At 64.1% G+C, this 19828-nt stretch carries 14 protein-coding genes; 9 read left to right on the forward strand and 5 right to left on the reverse strand.

What is annotated here, in order from left to right; genetic code table 11:
• Nucleotides 1-10 precede the first annotated feature (10 nt).
• Nucleotides 11-628 carry a bifunctional phosphoserine phosphatase/homoserine phosphotransferase ThrH gene (gene thrH, locus FOC67_RS09350; protein ID WP_003098078.1) on the forward strand — a complete coding sequence of 206 codons (618 nt, stop codon included), beginning with the start codon at nucleotides 11-13 and terminating at the stop codon, nucleotides 626-628.
• Nucleotides 629-670: 42 nt separating this feature from the next.
• On the opposite strand, the gene pabB is transcribed toward thrH, so the two are convergent.
• A complete protein-coding gene (gene pabB, locus FOC67_RS09355) occupies nucleotides 671-2032 on the reverse strand; it encodes an aminodeoxychorismate synthase component I (RefSeq protein ID WP_009314634.1) in 1362 nt (453 codons plus the stop codon).
• Nucleotides 2033-2196: 164 nt separating this feature from the next.
• Between pabB and FOC67_RS09360 the strand changes: the two genes are divergently transcribed.
• From FOC67_RS09360 to FOC67_RS09390, 7 genes are all read left to right on the forward strand, one after another.
• A complete protein-coding gene (locus tag FOC67_RS09360; protein WP_003120314.1) occupies nucleotides 2197-4902 on the forward strand; it encodes a helix-turn-helix transcriptional regulator in 2706 nt (901 codons plus the stop codon).
• 2 nt (nucleotides 4903-4904) lie between these two features.
• Nucleotides 4905-7628 (forward strand): helix-turn-helix transcriptional regulator, encoded by a 2724-nt coding sequence (locus tag FOC67_RS09365; RefSeq protein ID WP_009314633.1) that lies wholly within the window; start codon nucleotides 4905-4907, stop codon nucleotides 7626-7628.
• A gap of 231 nt (nucleotides 7629-7859) precedes the next feature.
• On the forward strand, nucleotides 7860-8297 hold the full coding sequence (locus FOC67_RS09370; RefSeq protein ID WP_003098074.1) for a DUF6160 family protein: 438 nt from the start codon (nucleotides 7860-7862) through the stop codon (nucleotides 8295-8297).
• A 78-nt stretch (nucleotides 8298-8375) separates the two neighbouring features.
• The gene (locus FOC67_RS09375; protein ID WP_003098072.1) at nucleotides 8376-9137 is read left to right on the forward strand and encodes a C39 family peptidase; all 762 of its coding nucleotides are present in this window, start codon (nucleotides 8376-8378) and stop codon (nucleotides 9135-9137) included.
• A 40-nt stretch (nucleotides 9138-9177) separates the two neighbouring features.
• Nucleotides 9178-10203 carry a transporter gene (locus FOC67_RS09380; RefSeq protein ID WP_003120313.1) on the forward strand — a complete coding sequence of 342 codons (1026 nt, stop codon included), beginning with the start codon at nucleotides 9178-9180 and terminating at the stop codon, nucleotides 10201-10203.
• A 19-nt stretch (nucleotides 10204-10222) separates the two neighbouring features.
• A complete protein-coding gene (locus FOC67_RS09385) occupies nucleotides 10223-11821 on the forward strand; it encodes an outer membrane protein transport protein (RefSeq protein ID WP_003098070.1) in 1599 nt (532 codons plus the stop codon).
• A gap of 13 nt (nucleotides 11822-11834) precedes the next feature.
• Nucleotides 11835-13022, forward strand: a complete 1188-nt coding sequence (locus FOC67_RS09390; RefSeq protein WP_003087803.1) for a MalM family protein — start codon at nucleotides 11835-11837, stop codon at nucleotides 13020-13022.
• A gap of 56 nt (nucleotides 13023-13078) precedes the next feature.
• Here FOC67_RS09390 and FOC67_RS09395 read toward each other — a convergent pair whose 3' ends face one another.
• The 4 genes from FOC67_RS09395 to FOC67_RS09410 all read right to left on the reverse strand — a co-directional run bounded on the left by FOC67_RS09395 (nucleotide 13079) and on the right by FOC67_RS09410 (nucleotide 17246).
• Entirely contained in the window at nucleotides 13079-14062 is a 984-nt protein-coding gene (locus tag FOC67_RS09395; RefSeq protein ID WP_003087807.1) for an alpha-L-glutamate ligase-like protein, read from the reverse strand.
• Between the two features lie 3 nt (nucleotides 14063-14065).
• A complete protein-coding gene (locus FOC67_RS09400; RefSeq protein WP_003087809.1) occupies nucleotides 14066-15592 on the reverse strand; it encodes an inactive transglutaminase family protein in 1527 nt (508 codons plus the stop codon).
• A 5-nt stretch (nucleotides 15593-15597) separates the two neighbouring features.
• Nucleotides 15598-16137 (reverse strand): ATP-dependent zinc protease, encoded by a 540-nt coding sequence (locus tag FOC67_RS09405; protein WP_003087811.1) that lies wholly within the window; start codon nucleotides 16135-16137, stop codon nucleotides 15598-15600.
• Nucleotides 16138-16427: 290 nt separating this feature from the next.
• On the reverse strand, nucleotides 16428-17246 hold the full coding sequence (locus tag FOC67_RS09410; protein ID WP_003087813.1) for a pyruvate, water dikinase regulatory protein: 819 nt from the start codon (nucleotides 17244-17246) through the stop codon (nucleotides 16428-16430).
• 171 nt (nucleotides 17247-17417) lie between these two features.
• Between FOC67_RS09410 and ppsA the strand changes: the two genes are divergently transcribed.
• Nucleotides 17418-19793 (forward strand): phosphoenolpyruvate synthase, encoded by a 2376-nt coding sequence (gene ppsA / locus FOC67_RS09415; protein WP_003098065.1) that lies wholly within the window; start codon nucleotides 17418-17420, stop codon nucleotides 19791-19793.
• Nucleotides 19794-19828: the final 35 nt, after the last annotated feature.

Below are 19828 nucleotides of genomic sequence, written 5' to 3' on the forward strand. Positions count from 1 at the left end.
GGAGAGTCCTGTGGAAATTGCCTGTCTTGACCTGGAAGGCGTGCTGGTTCCGGAAATCTGGATCGCGTTCGCGGAAAAAACCGGTATCGACGCCTTGAAGGCGACCACCCGGGACATTCCGGACTACGACGTGCTGATGAAGCAGCGCCTGCGCATCCTCGACGAACATGGTCTGAAGCTGGGCGACATCCAGGAGGTGATCGCTACCCTGAAGCCGCTGGAGGGGGCGGTGGAATTCGTCGACTGGCTGCGCGAGCGCTTCCAGGTGGTGATTCTCTCCGACACCTTCTACGAGTTCTCCCAGCCGCTGATGCGCCAGCTGGGCTTCCCGACCCTGTTGTGCCACAAGCTGGAGATCGACGACAGCGACCGCGTGGTCGGCTATCAATTGCGCCAGAAGGATCCCAAGCGGCAGTCGGTGATCGCCTTCAAGAGCCTCTACTATCGGGTGATCGCCGCCGGCGATTCCTACAACGACACCACCATGCTTTCCGAGGCCCACGCCGGCATCCTGTTCCATGCCCCGGAAAACGTGATCCGCGAGTTTCCCCAGTTCCCCGCGGTGCATACCTACGAAGACCTCAAGCGCGAGTTCCTCAAGGCTTCCAGCCGTTCGCTGAGCCTGTAGCCGCGCCGCCGATGAAAGAGCCCGCGGAACGCGGGCTCTTTTCTATTCCGGGGACGCTGTCCCGGCCATTCCTTCCAGGGTTTCCAGCAGCACCCGGACCTTGTCCAGGGTTTCCTGGTACTCGTCCTCCCAGTGCGAGTCGGCGACGATGCCGCCGCCGCCCCAGCAACTGACCTGGCCGTCCCTGACCAGCAGGGTGCGGATGGCGATCGAGCTGTCCATCTCGCCGCGCACGTCGAGGTAGAACAGGCTGCCGCAGTAGATGCCGCGTCGGCTCGGTTCCAGCTCGTCGATGATCTGCATGGCGCGAATCTTCGGCGCGCCGGTGATCGAGCCGCCGGGGAAGCTGCCTTCCAGCAGGTCGAGGGCGTCCTTGCCCGGCGCCAGTTCGCCGGTGACGCTGCTCACCAGGTGATGCACGTTGGGATAGCTTTCCAGGGCGAACAGCTCCGGTACCCGTACGCTGCCAGGTTGGCAACTGCGTCCGATGTCGTTGCGCAGCAGGTCGACGATCATCAGGTTTTCCGCGCGGTCCTTGGGGCTGGCCAGCAGCGACGCCGCCAGCGCCATGTCCTCCTCGGGCGTCTTGCCGCGCGGGCGGGTGCCCTTGATCGGCCGGGTTTCCACCTTGCCCTTGCCGAGCTTGAGGAAGCGCTCCGGCGACAGGCTGAGGATCGCGCCGTCGGCCAGTCGCAGGTAGCCGGAGAACGGCGTCGGGCAGGCCTCGCGCAGGGCGCGATAGGCCGGCCACGGCGAGCCGCTGCAAGCGGCCTGGAAGCGCTGGCTATAGTTCACCTGGTAGCAGTCGCCTGCCTGGATGTAGTCCTGGATGCGGCGGATCGCCTGCCGATAGTCGGATGCGCTGATGCTCCGTCGGAATTTTCCCAGAAGCTTGAAGTTGCCGGCCGTGCCTTGCGCTTCCTCGCTGAACAGGGCGATCAGGCGCTGGCGTTCGCGCTCGTCCAATCGCGGGTGGAATACCAGTTGGCTGGTGCCGGCCTGGTGGTCGCTGATCAGCGCCCAGGCATACAGGCCGACGGAGGCCAGCGGCAGGCCCAGGTCATCGCGGGCGTGTTCGCCGATGCGCTCGATGCGCCGACCCAGGTCGTAGGATAAATAGCCCAGCAGACCACCGGCGAAGGGCAGTTCGTACGGCGCTGGCAGCTGCGCGGGGCCCAGGCTTCCGGCCGCTTCGCGTAGGCGGGCGAAGAAGCGGTTGGCCGATTCGTCGGGCAGCGGCGCCAGTTCTGCCAATGGCCAGGCGCTCATAAGGTCATAGCGTCCACGGGTAGCGATGGGGCGACCCGAGTCGAGCATCACCGCACCGGGCGCCTCATGGATGATGGCAAAGAGACAGCTTGGGTCGCTATGGTAGGGCAGGGGGTGAACATGACAACTGGGCATGGAAAGTGGGGGTAGTGGGACAGTCAGGAATTCTAGTTCGCCGGAATCGTCGATCCTAGAGCCATTTCTTCAGTTTACGTAAGAAGGGTGATCTGCTAATTATGGAAATATCCCACGGAGATTTGGCTCCGTACCACAATGATAATGACACAGGGATACAGGCCGTGGATGCAGTACAGGATCCAGCAGCCGGCAGCCTTTCGCGCTCCAGAATAGTGCCGCCTCAGGTGCCAGCCGAATATTCTCTTCGCCCCGCGATCCGCAACCTGCTGGATCGCAATCCCCATTCACGCGTTCTGATGTTTTCCGCACCTGCCGGCTTCGGCAAGACCTGCGCGCTCGCCGCCCTGGCCAGGGAGCGCACTGTAGCAGACCAGGCGGTGGCCTGGCTGTCGCTGGCCGAAGAAGACGACGACCCCGCCCGTTTCTGCCGGCAGCTGATCGAGGCGCTGGGCGAAGCCGTGCCGCAGCTTGGCGACGACGCCCAGACCTACCTGCAGAACACCATGCGGGTCCCGGTGGTGGCGGTGATCGAAAGCCTGCTCGGCGATCTCGATCGCTATGCGCGGCCGTTGCTGCTGGTGCTGGACGACCTGCACCTGGTTAGCAACCCGGACATCTTCACCGGCCTCAACCGCCTGGTGCAGTACGCACCGCCCGGGCTGGTCCTGGCCCTGGGCACGCGTTCGCAGCCGGCGCTGAGCCTGGCTACCTGGCGGGCCAAGGGGCTGTTGCTGGAAATCGGCCTCGAGGAGCTGCGCCTCGGCTTCGAGGAAACCCGCGAATACCTCGAGCGCAGCGGTCTTTATCTGGACGAGCCTTGCCTGAAGGCGCTCTATGGCCAGACCGAAGGCTGGGTGGTGGGCGTGCATCTCGTCAGCCTGTGGCTGCGCCAGCAACCGCAGGTGCAGGAAATGGCCCTGCTCGACGGCGACAAGCAGGCGGTCAGCGCCTATCTGCTGGCGGCGGTCTTCGAACGCTTGCCTGGCGACCTGCAGGAAGCGCTGCTGGCCCTTGGCGTTGCCAGCCAATTGAGCGGCGACCTGGCCAACGCCCTGACCGGGCGCCAGGACGGCCAGGCGCTGCTGGAGCGCCTGGAGTCCATGCAATTGTTCCTCCTGCCGCTGGATCGCGAACGCCAGTGGTATCGCTTCCACCTGCTGTTCGCCGACTTCCTCCGCAACCGCCTGCGTGACTCCGATCCGGACCGTTTCAAGCAACTGCATTTCAACGCCAGCCTGTGGTTCACCAACCACCACATGCCGACGTTCGCCATCGAGCATGCCTGTGCGGCGGAAGACCCGGAGATGATCGCCGCGCTGGTCGACGGATGCGGACTGGAGCTGATCAACCGCGGCCAGCTCAGCCTGATCTACCGTTGGCGCAAGCATGTGCCGGACGAAATCGCCGAGCGCTATCCGATCCTGGTCCTTACCGATGTCTGGTCGCGGGCCAGCGACCTCAGCCTGGGCGAGGCCAACCGGATCATCGACGAACTGCTGGCGCGCTGGGGGGAGAGCCGCGGCGATGGGCCGATGGGCGACCAGTACCTCTCCGCGCTGGCGGTGAAGGCGGTGGTGGCGTTGCAGAAGGACGATCTGGAACTGTGCATCGCCCTGGCTCGCCGGGTCGAGGTCCAACTCGGGCAGAACGCTGCCTTCCTCGAAGTGGCGGTGTTGATCACCGCCGCGCTGGCCCAGGTGGTCCGTGGCCAGGGCGACCAGGCGCGGCGCCTGCTGGGGCTGGCGCAGCAGCGCAATCATTTCCTCGAAGGGCGCTACCTGGACATGCAACTGGCCAACGTCGAGGTGATCCTCGCACTCGAGCAGGGCCAGGTGAAACAGGCGCAACTGCTCATCGAGCGGCTCCGCCAGCGCGCCCGGCCGCTGTTCGAGAAGTCCAGGAGCGCGCTGGCGCTGCCGACCATCACCGAGGCCCTGACCGCCTACTACAGGATCGAGCTGGACGGGCTGGAAGAGCGCCTGGGCTGGGCGCTCGGGCATGTGGATGTGATCAATCCGATCGATTTCTATGCCCAGGGACAGATCTGCCTGGCGCGCACCCAGCGCCTGCTGGGACGGCCGAAGGAGGCGCTGGCCAGCCTGGCGGCGATGCAGGCCCTGGCCTCGCGCAATCAGTCGTGGCGCTTCTTCGCCCAGGCCATGGCCGAAGAGATCAACCTGATCCTCCAGGACAGCGGCCCCGACCGCCTGAAGCGCGCCGAGCAGCGGTTGAAGAGCGTGGACTGGAACAAGATGGCGGCACACTACCGCAACATGGCCTTCAACCCGGTCAACTGGTCGCTGGGCGTGAGCCGCGTGCGCCTGTTGCAGGGGCGAGGACATTTCAGCGAGGCGCTGCACGAGATCACTCAGTTGCGCGGCACCTTGCAGCCCGGCTGGCACGGCCTGCAGCGCCTGCGCCTGGATATCCTGGCGGCGCTCAGCTATCAGCGCCTGGGCTACCAGGAACGGGCCAACAGCCTGCTCGGCGAATGCCTGATCAATGCCGAACGGGAAGGGGTGCGCAGCCTCTTCATCGAGGAAGGCGACGGCATTCGCCAGTTGCTCCAGCAACTCGAATCCACCGAGCGCCAGCCGGCGCTACAGACCTTCATTCGCGGCCTGCTCGGCATCTGGCCCGGGCAGGGCGTGCGCAAGCCCCAGGATGCGCTCGAGGAAGGCCTGACGGAGCGCGAGCGCGAAGTGGTCTGCCTGGCCGCACAGGGCCTATCCAACGAAGAAATCGGCCAGCGCCTGTCGCTGGCCCTGGGGACCGTCAAATGGCATCTGCACAACATCTACGAAAAGCTCAAGGTGCGCAATCGCACCCAGGCGATCCGGCGAGCCCGCGAGCTGAGCCTGCTCTGACCATGGGCCATCGCGACGGGGTTCCCGCCAGCACCATCCCGCTGTTGCAGACCAAGCTGTTCCCGCCAGGCGCCGGAGGGCTGCCGCTGCTGCCCCGCCAGGCGCTGATCGACCGCCTGTACGAGGCCCGCGCGCGACGCGCGATGGTGCTCAGCGCGCCGGCCGGCTTCGGCAAGAGCACCATCCTCTGCCAGTTGCGCCTGCGCCTGCTGGAGCAGGGCGCGGCGGTGGCATGGTTGTCCTGCGACGAGACCGACAGCGAACCGCAGCGTCTGATCCAGTACCTGCTGGCGAGCATCCAGCGAGTGGTCCCGGCATTCGGCGGCAATACCGCCAATCTGCTCGGCACCGACGTCGCGGTGCCGCTGGAGGGTATCCTGGATGCCTTCCTCGCCGACCTGCGTCGCCTGGAAGGTCCCTTGTACCTGTTCCTCGACGATTTCCACCGCATCCGCCACGCCGCCTTGCCGCATGGGGTTCGCTACCTGATCGAGAACCTGCCCGATCACGTGCGGGTGGTGGCCTCGACCCGCTTCCGCCCGCGCTTCCTGGTCGACGAGCCGACCCTCAAGCCCTGGACCTTCTGCCTGAGCGCGGAAGACCTGCGGCTATCGCGCGAGGAGAGCGATGCGTTTCTCCTCGACCTCAAGGGACTGGAACTGGGCGAGCGCGAGCTGAAGCTTCTGTTCAAGCGCACCGAAGGCTGGATCACGGCGTTGCACCTGGCGGCCCTGGCCCTCAGTCGCAATACCGACCGGGAAGGTTTCCTCCGCGGGCTCTCCGGGACCGAACGGAACATCGCCGACTACTTGGCGGAAGACGTGCTGGCCAGCCTGCCCGCCGACCTGCAGCTGTTCCTCGACCAGACCTCGGTGCTCGACGAGTTCAATGCGGAACTGTGCAATGCGCTGACCGGACGTCGCGACGGCCTGGACATGCTCATGCGCCTGCAGAACGAGCAGTTGTTCGTCATCGCCCTGGACGACCAGCGCGAATGGTTCCGCTACCACCATCTGTTCGCCGAGTTCCTCCAGGGGCGGCTGTCCCGGCATGCCGATCCGACCCCGCTGCTGCATGCGGCGGCGCGCTGGTGCGAGGGGCGCGACCTGGCCGACCGGGCGATCAAGTACGCCCTTCGCGCCCGCGACTACCTGTTCGCCGCCGAGTTGCTGGAGCGCCAGGGCGCGCGCCTGATCGCCGGTAACCGGGTGTACGGCATCCTCGGCATGCTCAACGGCATTCCCGCCGAGGTGATCCGCGAGCATCCGGTGTTCCAGATCTTCTACGCCTGGCAACTGGCGTTCGAGCAACGCTTCGCCGAGGCCGAGGCGTTGATCGAGGAGGTCAGCCACCGCCTCTTGCAGGGGCGCGGCAAGGTCATGCACTTCGGGCTCGGCGAGTTGCTCGCCGCCGCCCAGGTGCTCAAGGCCCTGGTGTTGCTCTACCAGGACAAGCTCGAAGCCTGCCTGAAGGTCGCCCGCCACTGGCTGTCCATGGTCCCGAGCAACCAGCCGGTGTTCCGCGCCAGCCTGCTCTGCGTGCAGGCTTCGGCGCATGCGCTGCTCGGCGACTACGCCGAGGCCGCCGGCGCCATCGGTTCCGCGCGGGAAGACCTGAAAGTCGCCGACAGTGAGTACCTGCAGGTGGTGACCAGCCTGATCGAATCCCTGATCTGCAAGGAGAGTGGCGACCTGGAGCGGGGCAGGGCGATCGCCGAGTCGGCGCGCAACCGGGTCGAGCAGGTGTTCGGCCGGCGCAGCCGGGTCGGCGGGCCCTTGTCGCTGGCCTATGCCGACCTGCTCTACGAGCAGGACCGGCATGCCGGCGTGCTCGCCGAACTACCGCTGGCGACGGTCTGGCGGGATGTCGCGACGCCGGTGGAACTGCTCAGTCGCGGCCAGTTGGTCATGGCCAAGGCGCGCTTCTTCTCCGGCGCCGCCGAGCAGGGGCTGGCGCAACTCGACGAATGGCTGAGCGGTCTGCTCTCGCCCGGCTACGAGCGTGTCTATGCTCACGCCATGAGCTGCAAGGTGCAGTTCCTGCTGTGGCTGCGCCGTCCGAACGAGGCCGAACGGGTCTGCCTGCAACTGGAGCGGCATCTTGCCGGGCTCTCCGGCGAGCGGCATGCCGACGCACAGACCGCCCTGGTCCTGGCGGAGGCTCGGCTGGCATTGTCCGAGCGTCACGCGGAACGCGCGCAGAGCAAGCTGGAAAGCTGTCTGGCCGGCTACTCTTCCGCTTACCAGAGGGATCGGCGGCTGCGTTTGTCCTTGTTACTTTCTGTGGCGTATTGGCAGAAAGGTAACAGCGAAAAAGCCATCGGCCTGTTCCTCGCCACGCTCGAGGAAGCCTGGAATCTCGGCTATCGCCGGCTGTTCCAGGACGACGCGTTGTGGCTGTTGCCGATGTGGGAAAGCTGGAGGGAAGCGGAGCCCAAGCGTGCCGCGGCCTGGCAGGGGCTGGCCGACCTGCTCCGCGAGCAGTGCCGGAAGCTCTCCGTGGACCCGGAAAGTTTCGATGAAAATCAGGATGTTAGCCATCGCGAACGGGAAATCCTGCGGCTGGTGGCGGCGGGCTTGTCGAACCGCGATATCGCGCAGGCGGTGCACCTGTCGGAAGCCACCATCAAGTGGCACCTGCACAACCTGTTCGCCAAGCTGGGTGTGAAGAGCAGAACGCAAGCCGTACTAAAGGGTAAAAGCCTGGGACTGCTGAGCGAGGCGTGAGCGGCAGCCGCCATCGCTCCATCCCTTGGATGGGCTGGCGGCGGAAGGGGTGGCCCAGTAGCTTGGAATCCAGGACGAGAGAGCATGAGGCTCTACCGAATCCATGTCCGGGACACCTAGGGAAGCAGTACCGGACCTGGAGACCGGCGAGATGCCGGTCGATCTGCCGGGGACAGGATGCAAACGGCAGTGCCCTGGGGCAAACCACACCTGAACACTGGAGAAATAACAATGAAAAAGCACCTGTTCCTTGCAACTGCTGTTCTGGCTGCTCCCTTGCTGGCGCATGCCGACCTGAAAGCCATGGACGATGGCGCGCTGTCCGACGTGACCGGCCAGGCAGGCATCAGCATTTCCGGTACTTTCCAGGGCTCCGTCGGGGCCGTGACCTACACCGATACCGACACCAACGGCGGCTCCCTGCGGCTGGAGAACATCAGCCTGCCGGCGCTGACCATCGACGATACCAAGCCGCTGACCATCGACGTCGTCACCACCGATATCGGCGGCAAGTCGACCCAGCAATTGGCCATCGGCCTGCCGGCCATCACCGGCGACGTGACCGTTGGCGCCATCAAGGTGGGCGACACCAGCGCCGCCAGCATCGGCTCGCTGACCGTCTCCGGGCTGAACATGGCCGGTTCCACCATCAAGGTCTGGGGTCACTGATCCAGGAACCGAGTCGAGACGCGAAGACCTCGCCGAGGCATCGGCGGGGTCTTTCTCCGAAAGAGGTACGACGGGGCGATGTTCGAGATTTTGCTGGGAAGTCTGATCGGGCTGTTCGGGTTCACCCAGACGGTCGATACCAAGCCGCAACCGCAGGGCACGGTCAACCTCAGCCAGCCTCTGACCCCCAATGGACCCTACCGCGAATCGGTGCAGCTGGAGCCGATGAGCCAGTTGCAGTTCCGCAACGTCATCCGCCAGGCCTATGACTACAGCTGCGGCTCGGCGGCGCTTACCACGCTGCTGGACTACTACCTCGGGCGCAACCTCGAGGAACGCCAGGTCATGGAAGGGCTGCTGCGCTATGGCGAGGCCGATAAGATCGTGCAGCGCCGCGGTTTCTCGCTGCTCGACATGAAGCGCTACGCCGCTGCGCTGGGCTACAAGAGCGGTGGTTTTCGCGCCGAGTTCAGCGACCTGGACGCTCTCGAGCATCCGGCGCTGGTCCCCATCCACTATGCCGGCTTCAAGCATTTCGTGGTGGTGCGCGATGTCTACAACGATCACGTCTTCGTCGCCGATCCGGCCTTGGGCAACATCAGCTTCACCCGGACGCGCTTCGAGGAAATCTGGGACCAGAACGTCCTGTTCGTGATCTTCCCGAGTGGGCAGGAGCCCCGCAACGCGCTGGCGCTGAACGATCGCGACATGCGCCTGGTGGACGACCGCACCGTCAGCCTGCTGGCGTTCCGCGAGTTTCCGCAGATCAACAAGATCACTGAAAACCAGGTCCGTGAGCTGGGCACTGGTGGCGACGTCATACACCTGCGCACCAAGTAGCAGATACCCAAAAACAAGAACAATCTCTGGGGATAGCGCCATGAGAATCAGGGGGTACACATGCGCGGCGGCGCTGATGCTGTCTATCAGCGGTTTGTCCGTTGCCGAGGAAGCCTCGGTCGACCAGGCCCGTGACGCGCTGGCCAAGAAGAATGACGATGCCGACAGCGCCAAGGCGCTGGAGGAAGTCTTCCAGGCCGCCGAGAAGAGCTACACCTTGCTGAAGAAGGGCGAGCGGACCCTGACCTACGGTTTCGACTACGCGCTGGTGCGCGACCAGCGGCTGACCCTGGTGCCGCTGACCAAGACCAGCGGCGGCACGCAGATCTACGGCCTCGCCGGCCGGCAGAGCCAGTCCCAGCACACCTTCACCAACTCCTTCACCTTCGACTACGGGATCTGGGACAACCTCACCTTCAGTTTCCGCCTGCCGCTGGTAGCCAAGTACGACACCGAGATGGATACCCACGCCTACAGCCTCGGCGACGTTTCCGCGACCTTGCGCTGGCAGCCCTGGGCGGCGGTGCGCGGGCGGCCGGTCACCACGCTGTATACCACCATCGGCCTGCCGACCGGCGACAGTCCCTACAAGACCAACCTGGACAAGGACATCTCCACCGGCAACGGCTACTACAGCCTGGGCTTCGGCGCGAACATGTCCTATGTGATCGACCCGGTGGTCCTCTACGGCTCGCTCGGCTACACCTGGAACCTGCCGGTGGACGACGTGCACCAGACCCTGGCCGACAACTCCCAGCTGGAGAAGGTCTCGCCCGGCAACACGATCAACTTCAACATGGGCATGGCCTACGCGCTGTCCTACGACGTCTCGCTGGCGACCTCGTACCAGATGGCCTACACGCTGAAGAACCGCTACCACACCACTGCCGGTACGTTCGAGTCGTCCGAACAGACCAGTAGCATCATGAACTTCTCGCTCGGCTTGCGGACGTCACCGGACTACATCGTCAACGTCAACGCCGGTTTCGGCCTCACGGAAGACTCGCCGGATGTACTGCTGGGGTTATCCGTACCCCTCGATATCAAAGGGCTGAAGGCCCAGTAACCCGCGAGCGAGGCCTGTTATGAAGATGCGCATTGCGCCGCTCTGGCTGGCGCTGGCAGGGGTGTGCCTGGCCTGGATTCCGCCGGCCGGCGCGCAGATGGCCAACGACCTGACCATCGGCAACCCGAAAGCCATGGCCCTCGGCAACGCCGTGACCGCCGACGAGACCGGCATCGATTCGGTGCACTACAACCCGGCGGCGCTGACCAGGATGAAGGGCCGCCAGGCGACCGTTAAGCTGCTCACCGGGGTGATGGACATCCGCGCCGGCTTCAAGGCGCCGCCGAACTATGGCGAAGGCACCTTCGGCCTGCGCGACGACCCGGTCGCCAACAGCCACAGCCGGACCCTGACCCCGACCATGTACCTGCCCGGCCTCGGCGGCATGACCGACGTGCCGTTGCTGGTGGCGCCGCTGGCCGGGATCTCGATCAACCCGCCGGGTTCCAAGTTCACCTTCGCCACCAACGTCTACACCCCGCAAGCGCTGGGCTACAGCCGCGATTCCGATAGCGATCCGGCGCGCTACCAGGGACGCGAGGTGTCGTTGCAGCGGCTCACCTACTTCTCGCCGACCCTGGCCTACCAGGTCAACGACGAGCTGTCGGTCGGCCTGTCGGTGGGTTTTTCCCACCAGGCAGTAGCGTTGAACGAGGATTTCCGGGCGCCGAACCAGTTGCTCGGGCTGTTGCAGCAGACCAAGGAGATCGGTTGCCTGCCGGGAATGCAGGAGATCCTCGAGGTGTTCTTCAACGTCTGCGGCGGCAACATCGGTCCGTTCCAGAACCTGGCCAATATCGACCTGGACATGCAGCAGTCGCTGTCGCCCAGCTTCAACCTCGGCGTGCTCTGGGAGCCCACCGACTGGTTCGCCTGGGGCGCGACCTACCAGAGCGAGTCGCGGATGAGGCTCAAGGGCAAGTACCGGGTCGACTACGGCCAAGGCTGGCAGGGTTTCTGGACCGGGGTGCACAAGTCGCTCGGTGGTGCGATCCTCGGCCAGATGTTCCCCTACGGGAACGTCGATGAAGAGCATGGCAATGCCACGATGAACATGGTCTATCCGGATGCCTTCTCCACCGGCGTGAAGCTGCGCCCGTTCAAGAAGTGGCAATTCAACTTCGACCTGAAATGGAACGGCTACAGCGACTGGAACGAGTTCAAGATCGAGTTCGACCGCGAGCTCGACCTGCTGCGCATCGCCAAGTACCTCGACTCGAAGGACGCCACCAGCCACAGCATCACCCTCGACCGCGGCTACCGCGATACCTGGAGCTGGGCCATGGGCGTGCAGTACGACGTCAACGACCGTTTGCAGCTACGCGCCGGCTACGAATACCGGCCTTCGGCGATCCCCAAGGGCCAGGCGGACATCCTGGTGCCGATCGGCGATGCCAATCTCTACGGCCTGGGGCTGGGCTACCAGTGGGACAAGGACACGGTGATCGATGTCGGTTTCAACTACTTCGTCACCAAGCAGAGCGTCAAGGCCGATACCAGCTGCAACCTGAACTGCACCGGGCTCGACAACCTGGTGTACAACCCCTACGCGGGACTGGACGTGGACACCACGGTGAAGGCCTATATTTTCGCCATGACCTACCGTACGACCTTCTGAGGGCTGGAGCATGATGCGCGCATCCATCGTACTTTGCGTCTTCTCCCTGGCGCTGCCGGCATCTTCGCCGGGCTGGGCCTCCGGCGGGCGCTACCTGACCTGGGTGGACGACAATGGCGGGGTGCACAACACCTTCGTCGACGGCCAGTTCGACCGCCAGCAGCGCCAGGCGCGGCAGCGCATCGGCCAGAGCGACCAGGCGCGGGTGCTGAACAAGGCGGACAACGCCACGCAGTGGCCGGGGAACAGCAGCGGAGGGGAGAGCAAGCGTCGCTACTACACCTGGATCGATGCCAACGGCAACGTGCAGAACAGCTTCTATGCCGGCGCCCAGGTCGCCGGCCAGCGCGCCGACTACGTCCTGCCCAACGGCGAGCACTCCGCCGAATACATCGATGCCGAGGCCTTCGAGGGCAAGGGTTTCGTTCGCAGCGAGAACGGCAGTCCCTACTACACCTGGGTGGACGAGAAGGGCCGCATGCACAACTCGCAGATCCCGCCCGAGGAGCGCGCGGCGCGCTTCAAGCGGGAGGCCGCGCCTTCGTCGCAGATCGCCTTCACCGAGGGCCGGCAGATCGAGTTCAAGCAACGTCCGACGGCGTTGCCCGGGCTGGATGGCGCCGGCCAGCAGAGCGATGCGCTGAAGGCTTTGCTCAAGGGCACCGAGATGACCATCGACGATCTCTACCAGGACCTGCAACGGCGCTGCTGCGAGCAGATCGCCGAGAGCGACTTCACCGAACTGGATGCCGACGAACCGCGCTACGAGGAGTTGAACCGCTTCTCGCCGAGCTTCGACTTTCCCATGGGCAGGAGCTTCTACGCGGCGATCCGGCTGCCGCGCTCCCAGGGTGTCTACGGCCTGCGCATCCGCAGTTTCGCCAACCGCCAGGTGGTCTACCCGTCGCTGCTGTTCCTCGACGAGCACAAGCGGCCGACCCGGCTGGTCAGCGACGCGGTGTACAAGCTGAACCCGGAAACCTGGTATCGCTACGCTTTCATCGAGGGTACGGTGCCGGTGCGAGCCAATCGCGGCGAGCGCTACGTGCTGCTGCTGACCACCGACGAGGACCGCTCGCTGCAAACCCTCGACAACAAGCCGTTCAAGCGTCCGCTGCAGGATCTGGCGGTGAACGAGGCGGGTATGCAGGTGCATGAGCACGCCCGGCAGGGCGGCTTCGAGCTGGCCGTGGTGCGTTGAAATCCGAGACATGAAAAAGCCCGGCCGGAGCCGGGCTTCTTCATACCGGAAGCACGTCAGCCCTGGTGCTGCTGGACGTGGCCGAACAGCTGCTGGGAGAAGCGTACGCGCTCTTCCGCGGACTCTTCGATGCCTTTCGCCTTGAGTTCTTCCAGTCGCGCCTCGACGGCGTGGCAGCGGTGCACCAGGCCGCTGTCGTTGGCGATCTGGATGTTCAGGCCCGGGCGGGCGTTGAGTTCGAGGATCAGCGGGCCTTTCTCCTGGTCGAGAACCATGTCCACGCCGATGTAGCCGAGGCCCGACAACTCGTAGCAACCGGCCGCCAGCTTCATGAAGCCGTCCCAGTTCGGCAGTTGCACGCCGTCCACCGCGTTGGTGGTGTCCGGGTGCTTGGCGATCTTGTTGTTCAGCCAGGTGCCGCGCAGGGTGACACCGGTGGCCAGGTCGACGCCCACGCCGATGGCGCCCTGGTGCAGGTTGGCCTTGCCGCCCGACTGCCGGGTCGGCAGGCGCAGCATGGCCATCACCGGGTAGCCCATCAGTACGATGATGCGGATGTCCGGCACACCTTCGTAGCTGATGCTCTTGAAGATCTGGTCGGGGGTCACCCGGTACTCGATCAGTACGCGGTCGCGATGGCCGCCGAGGGAGTAGAGGCCGGAGAGGATGCTCGAGATGTGGTGCTCGATCTCCTCGTGGCTGACGATCTTCCCCGACACGGTCTTGTAGCGGCCCTCGAAGCGGTCGGCGATCACCATGATGCCGTCGCCGCCGGCGCCCTGCGCCGGCTTGATGACGAAATCGTTGTGCTCGCCGATGATCTCGTTGAGCTTGTCGATGCCTTTCTCGGTCTCGATGATGCCGTACATCTCCGGCACGTGGATGCCGGCCTCGAGCGCGCGTTCCTTGGTGATGATCTTGTCGTCCACCACCGGATACAGGTGCCGCTTGTTGTACTTCAGGACGTAATCGGCATTGCGTCGGTTGATGCCCATCACGCCTTTCGCGGTCAGGTCTTTCCAGGTCTTCCAGATCGACATGGTTCAGTCCTTGAGCAGGGCCTTGAAGCGGAACAGCTCGGTCAGGCGGTAGCCGCGGTAGCGGCCCATGGCGAGCATGAAGGCGACCAGGATCAGCAGCACGGCCGGGAAGGTGAAGATGAAGTACACCAGTTCCGGGATGCGCATGAGGATGTGCGCCAGCGATGCCGCGAACAGGGTGCCGATGGCCACCTTCATCGCATGGCCGCCGCCGCGCTCTTCCCAGGTGATCGACAGGCGTTCGATGGTCATGGTCAGGATCACCATCGGGAACAGGGCGATCGACAGGCCGCTCTCGAAGCCGAGCTTGTGGCTGAACAGGCTGATCACCGCGATCATCACCACCACGAAGGTCAGCACCACCGAGAGGCGCGGCAGCATCTGCAGCTTCAGGTGCTCGAGATAGGAGCGCAGCGACAGGCCCAGGGCGGTGATCACGGTGAACAGGGCGATACCCCATTGCAGGCCGGTCTCGCGGAAGGCCAGGGCGATCAGCACCGGGGTGAAGGTGCCGAGGGTCTGCAGGCCGATCAGGTTGCGCAGGATCAGGATCACCAGCACACCGATCGGGATCATGATCATGATCTGGAAGGTCTGCTGGGTGGACAGCGGCAGGCCGTACAGGGAGTACTCGAGGAAGGCCGCCTCGGTGTTCTCGTCGGACAGCTTGGCCAGGCGGATGGCGTTCATCTCGCTGCTGTTCAGGCTGAAGCTGACCTGGGCCTTCTTGCCGCCGTCGATGGTCATCAGCGGCTCATCGCCAAGCCACCAGATCAGGCGATCGGAGGGCAGGCCCTGTTCGCCGGTGACCACGTTGAAATACAGCCAGTTCTCGCCGTTGAAGCTGCGCAGCCACAGTTCCGGGCTCTGTTGCAGGTCGGCGACCAGACGGATGGTGTGGACCCGCTCCATCGGCACGTGGGCGATGGACAGCAGGGTCTCGACGATATGCGCTTTCTTTTCCAGGCTGGTATCGCCGGCCATCAGCAGCTTGACGTTGTCGTCGTTGCCGTTGTTGGCGCGCTTGATGGCTTCGCTGACGAAGGTCTCGACGTCGGCCGAGTGCTGGCGAATGGGGGCCAGCAGGGCTTCTGCGGCGATCTTCTCCGGGCCTTCCAGGGGCAGGCTGTCGCGGAAGATCGGGCCTTTCTCCTTGGTCTTCTCGCCGGTGTAGCGCTTGGTCAGCACCAGGCGGTAGTACAGGGTCTGCTTGCCGTTGGCGCGGCGGGCGGACCAGGTCACCTTGCGATTGCCGTCGGCGCGATTGATGCTGACGCCGTAATTGTTGGAGACGAAGCTTTCGTTGAGGCTGACGTAGTCCTGGCTCAACGGCGGAACGAACATCTGCACCTTGACCGGGGTTTTCGGCGTGGCGACGAAGTCGACCTTGGCATCGATGTTCCAGAGGTCATCGGTTTCGGCTTCGGTAACGGGAATTCCCTGGACGAAAATCTGATAGGCGGTGATCGCCACACCCAGGGTCAGCAGGATGGCGATCAGGACTTTCAGATGCAGGTTGAGAGAGCGCATGTCGTTTACTCAGCAGGTTTTGCATCAGGTTTGCAGCCGGGTTTCCCGGCCGAGTATTTCAAGCTCGGATCGACCAGTGCGTCGAATTTCTTCAAGGCCTCCGAGCCGATCAAAAGCGGGTATTGGAATGCACTTCGGTCGGTCAGGTTCACTTCGATGGTGCGAATCGCCTTGCCCATGCAGACCTGCAGCTCGATCACCGGACGGGCGGTATAGGCCTTGCCCTCGTCGGGGTTGAAGTCGCCGTGGCGGCGCTTGATCTTGCTGATCCGCGCCAGGGGCTTCTCGATCGGGGTGTCGTCGGCGTTGTCGGTGGCCAGGTAGAAGCGCACCCAGGTTTCGCCGTCGCGCTTGAAACGCTTGATGTCGCGGGCGCTGAGGGAGGCGGTCTTGGCGCCGGTGTCGAGCTTGGCGGCCAGCTGGATGTCCGGGTCGTTGATGCGCGCGTATTCGTTTAGGCCGTAGACCGTCTTTTCGGCGGCTACGCTCAGGCCTGGTACGGCGATGAATAGGCAGAGCAGGGGAGCTAAGGGCTTGAGTTTCATAAGTCCTGGTTGGTGTCGCGTTCGGCGGGTCGATCTTGCGATCGCTGTCCAGTCCGTGACGGAAAACCCTGCGTCATCGACCTGCGCTCGGCAGGCCGGGCATGCCGGGCGCCCCGCCAGGCGCATGCGGGCCGCATTCTATCACGCGGTTTTTCGGCAGCGACAGCCGCTTATACCACTTGGTCGGGGTTTTGCCCCTGGGATGAAACGAAATTCCATCCAGGGGCTCGAAGCGTTACCGGAAGCGGGCAAGGGACCTTGGCGGTGCCGAGCCGCTGGCCCCGGAGCGGTTATTTGAAGCGCCGTTCCACGCCTTTTTCGACGAGGATCTTTGCGGAAATCTCCTCCACCGAGAAATGCGTGGAGTTGATGTAGGCGATGTTTTCGCGGCGGAACAGGCTTTCGACCTCGCGTACCTCGAATTCGCACTGGGCGAAGCTGGCGTAGCGACTGTTGGGCTTGCGTTCGTTGCGGATCGCGGTGAGGCGGTCGGGGTCGATGGTCAGGCCGAACAGCTTGTGCTTGTACTGCTTGAGGGCGTTCGGCAGTTGCAGGCGCTCCATGTCCTCTTCCGTCAACGGGTAGTTGGCGGCGCGGATGCCATACTGCAGGGCCATGTACAGGCAGGTGGGCGTCTTGCCGCAGCGCGAGACGCCGACCAGGATCAGGTCGGCCTTGTCGTAGTAGTGGGTGCGGGCGCCGTCGTCGTTGTCGAGGGCGAAGTTCACCGCCTCGATGCGATCCATGTAGTTGGAGTTGTGGCCGATGGAGTGGGACTTGCCGACCGAATAGGACGAGTCGGCCGAAAGCTCCTGTTCCAGAGGCGAAAGAAAGGTGGCGAAGATATCGATCATGAAACCGTTGGATTGCGCCAGGACCGCCCGGATGTCGCGGTTCACGATGGTATCGAAGATGATCGGACGGGCCCCGTCCGACTCGGCAGCATTATTGATTTGCTGTACCATGGCGCGCGCTTTTTCTTCGGTATCGATGTACGGTCTCGTCAGTTTGACGAAGCTGATGTTCTCGAACTGTGCCAGAAGGCTTTGGCCCAGGGTTTCGGCGGTGATACCGGTGCCGTCCGAGATGAAGAATGCGGTTCGTTTCATTTGCACCGAAAGCCTTAAGGTAGGAACGATTCTTGGCTATGATAGGCCGCGCGTTGTCAGAGGCCTTTCTGTCGCAGCATTGTCACTTATTTCTAAGGGCCAGGCCAGAATCCAGCGGAGCTGCTCCTGGCCCCGCTTGAGCTTTTCCAATTCAATAGTGGAGAGATCACCTTGGTAGAGTACGTAGTTTCCCTCGATAAGCTCGGCGTCCATGATGTAGAGCATGTGGGGGGCAAGAACGCATCCCTCGGCGAGATGATCAGCAACCTGGCCGGTGCCGGCGTTTCCGTACCCGGCGGATTTGCCACCACCGCCCAGGCCTACCGTGACTTCCTCGAGCAGAGTGGCCTCAACGACCGTATCCACGCGGCCCTGGACGCCCTGGACGTCGACGACGTCAACGCCCTGGCCAAGACCGGCGCGCAGATCCGCCAGTGGGTGATGGAAGCCGAGTTCCCGGCCCGTCTCGACAGCGAGATCCGCCAGGCCTTCGCCGCCCTGGCCAACGGCAACGACAACCTCGCCGTGGCAGTGCGTTCCTCCGCTACCGCCGAAGACCTTCCGGACGCCTCGTTCGCCGGCCAGCAGGAAACCTTCCTCAATATCCGCGGCGTGGACAATGTGATCCGCGCAGCAAAAGAGGTCTTTGCCTCCCTGTTCAACGACCGCGCCATCGCCTACCGCGTGCACCAGGGCTTCGATCACAAGCTGGTCGCCTTGTCCGCCGGCGTGCAGCGCATGGTCCGCTCGGAAACCGGCACCGCCGGGGTGATGTTCACCCTGGACACCGAATCCGGCTTCCGCGACGTGGTCTTCATCACCGGTGCCTACGGCCTGGGCGAGACCGTGGTTCAGGGCGCGGTGAACCCCGACGAGTTCTACGTCCACAAGCCGACCTTGGAAGCCGGGCGTCCGGCCATCCTGCGCCGCAACCTGGGTAGCAAGGCGATCAAGATGATCTACGGCGACGAAGCCAAGGCCGGTCGCTCGGTCAAGGTAGTGGACGTCGATCGCGCCGATCGCGCCCGCTTCGCCCTGAGCGACGCCGAGGTCACCGAGCTGGCCAAGCAGGCCATGATCATCGAGAAGCACTATGGCCGCCCGATGGACATCGAATGGGCCAAGGACGGTGACGACGGCAAGCTGTACATCGTCCAGGCACGCCCGGAAACCGTGAAGAGCCGCGCCAGCGCCACGGTCATGGAGCGCTACCTGCTGAAAGAGAAGGGGACCGTCCTGGTGGAAGGACGTGCCATCGGCCAGCGCATCGGTGCCGGTCCGGTCAAGGTGATCAACGACGTGTCGGAAATGGACAAGGTCCAACCGGGTGACGTCCTGGTCTCCGACATGACCGACCCGGACTGGGAGCCGGTGATGAAGCGCGCCAGCGCCATCGTCACCAACCGCGGCGGGCGTACCTGCCACGCTGCGATCATCGCTCGCGAACTGGGCATCCCGGCGGTGGTCGGTTGCGGCAACGCCACCCAGATCCTGCAGGATGGGCAGGGGGTGACCGTTTCCTGTGCCGAAGGCGATACCGGCTTCATCTTCGAAGGCGAACTCGGTTTCGATGTGCGCAAGAACTCGGTCGACGCCATGCCCGACCTTCCGTTCAAGATCATGATGAACGTCGGCAATCCCGATCGCGCTTTCGATTTCGCCCAGTTGCCGAACGAAGGCGTGGGCCTGGCCCGCCTCGAATTCATCATCAACCGCATGATCGGCGTGCACCCCAAGGCGTTGCTGAACTTCGCCGGCCTGCCGGCGGACATCAAGGAAAGCGTGGAGAAGCGCATCGCCGGCTATCCCGATCCGGTCGGCTTCTACGTCGAGAAGCTGGTGGAGGGCATCAGCACCCTGGCCGCGGCGTTCTGGCCGAAGAAGGTCATCGTGCGCCTGTCCGACTTCAAGTCCAATGAGTACGCCAACCTGATCGGCGGCAAGCTCTACGAGCCGGAAGAAGAGAACCCGATGCTCGGCTTCCGTGGCGCCTCGCGCTACATCAGCGAGTCGTTCCGCGACTGCTTCGAGCTGGAGTGTCGTGCGCTGAAGAAGGTCCGCAACGAAATGGGCCTGACCAACGTCGAGATCATGGTGCCCTTCGTGCGCACCCTGGGCGAGGCGAGCCAGGTGGTCGAGCTGCTGGCCGGGAACGGCCTGAAGCGCGGCGAGAACGGACTGAAGGTCATCATGATGTGCGAACTGCCGTCGAACGCCCTGCTGGCCGACGAGTTCCTCGAGTTCTTCGATGGCTTCTCCATCGGTTCCAACGACCTGACCCAGCTGACCCTGGGCCTGGATCGCGATTCCGGCATCGTTGCCCACCTGTTCGACGAGCGCAATCCGGCGGTGAAGAAGCTGCTGGCCAACGCCATCGCTGCCTGCAACAAGGCCGGCAAGTACATCGGCATCTGCGGCCAGGGTCCGTCGGACCACCCGGACCTGGCCCGCTGGCTGATGGAGCAGGGCATCGAGAGCGTCTCGTTGAACCCCGACTCGGTGCTGGATACCTGGTTCTTCCTCGCCGAGGGTCAAGACCAGGCCTGATCGGTCCTCGCTGTATCCGGAAAGGGCGGGTAACA

This window comes from Pseudomonas sp. FDAARGOS_761 (genome assembly GCF_013343155.1).
Taxonomy (GTDB): domain Bacteria; phylum Pseudomonadota; class Gammaproteobacteria; order Pseudomonadales; family Pseudomonadaceae; genus Pseudomonas; species Pseudomonas aeruginosa.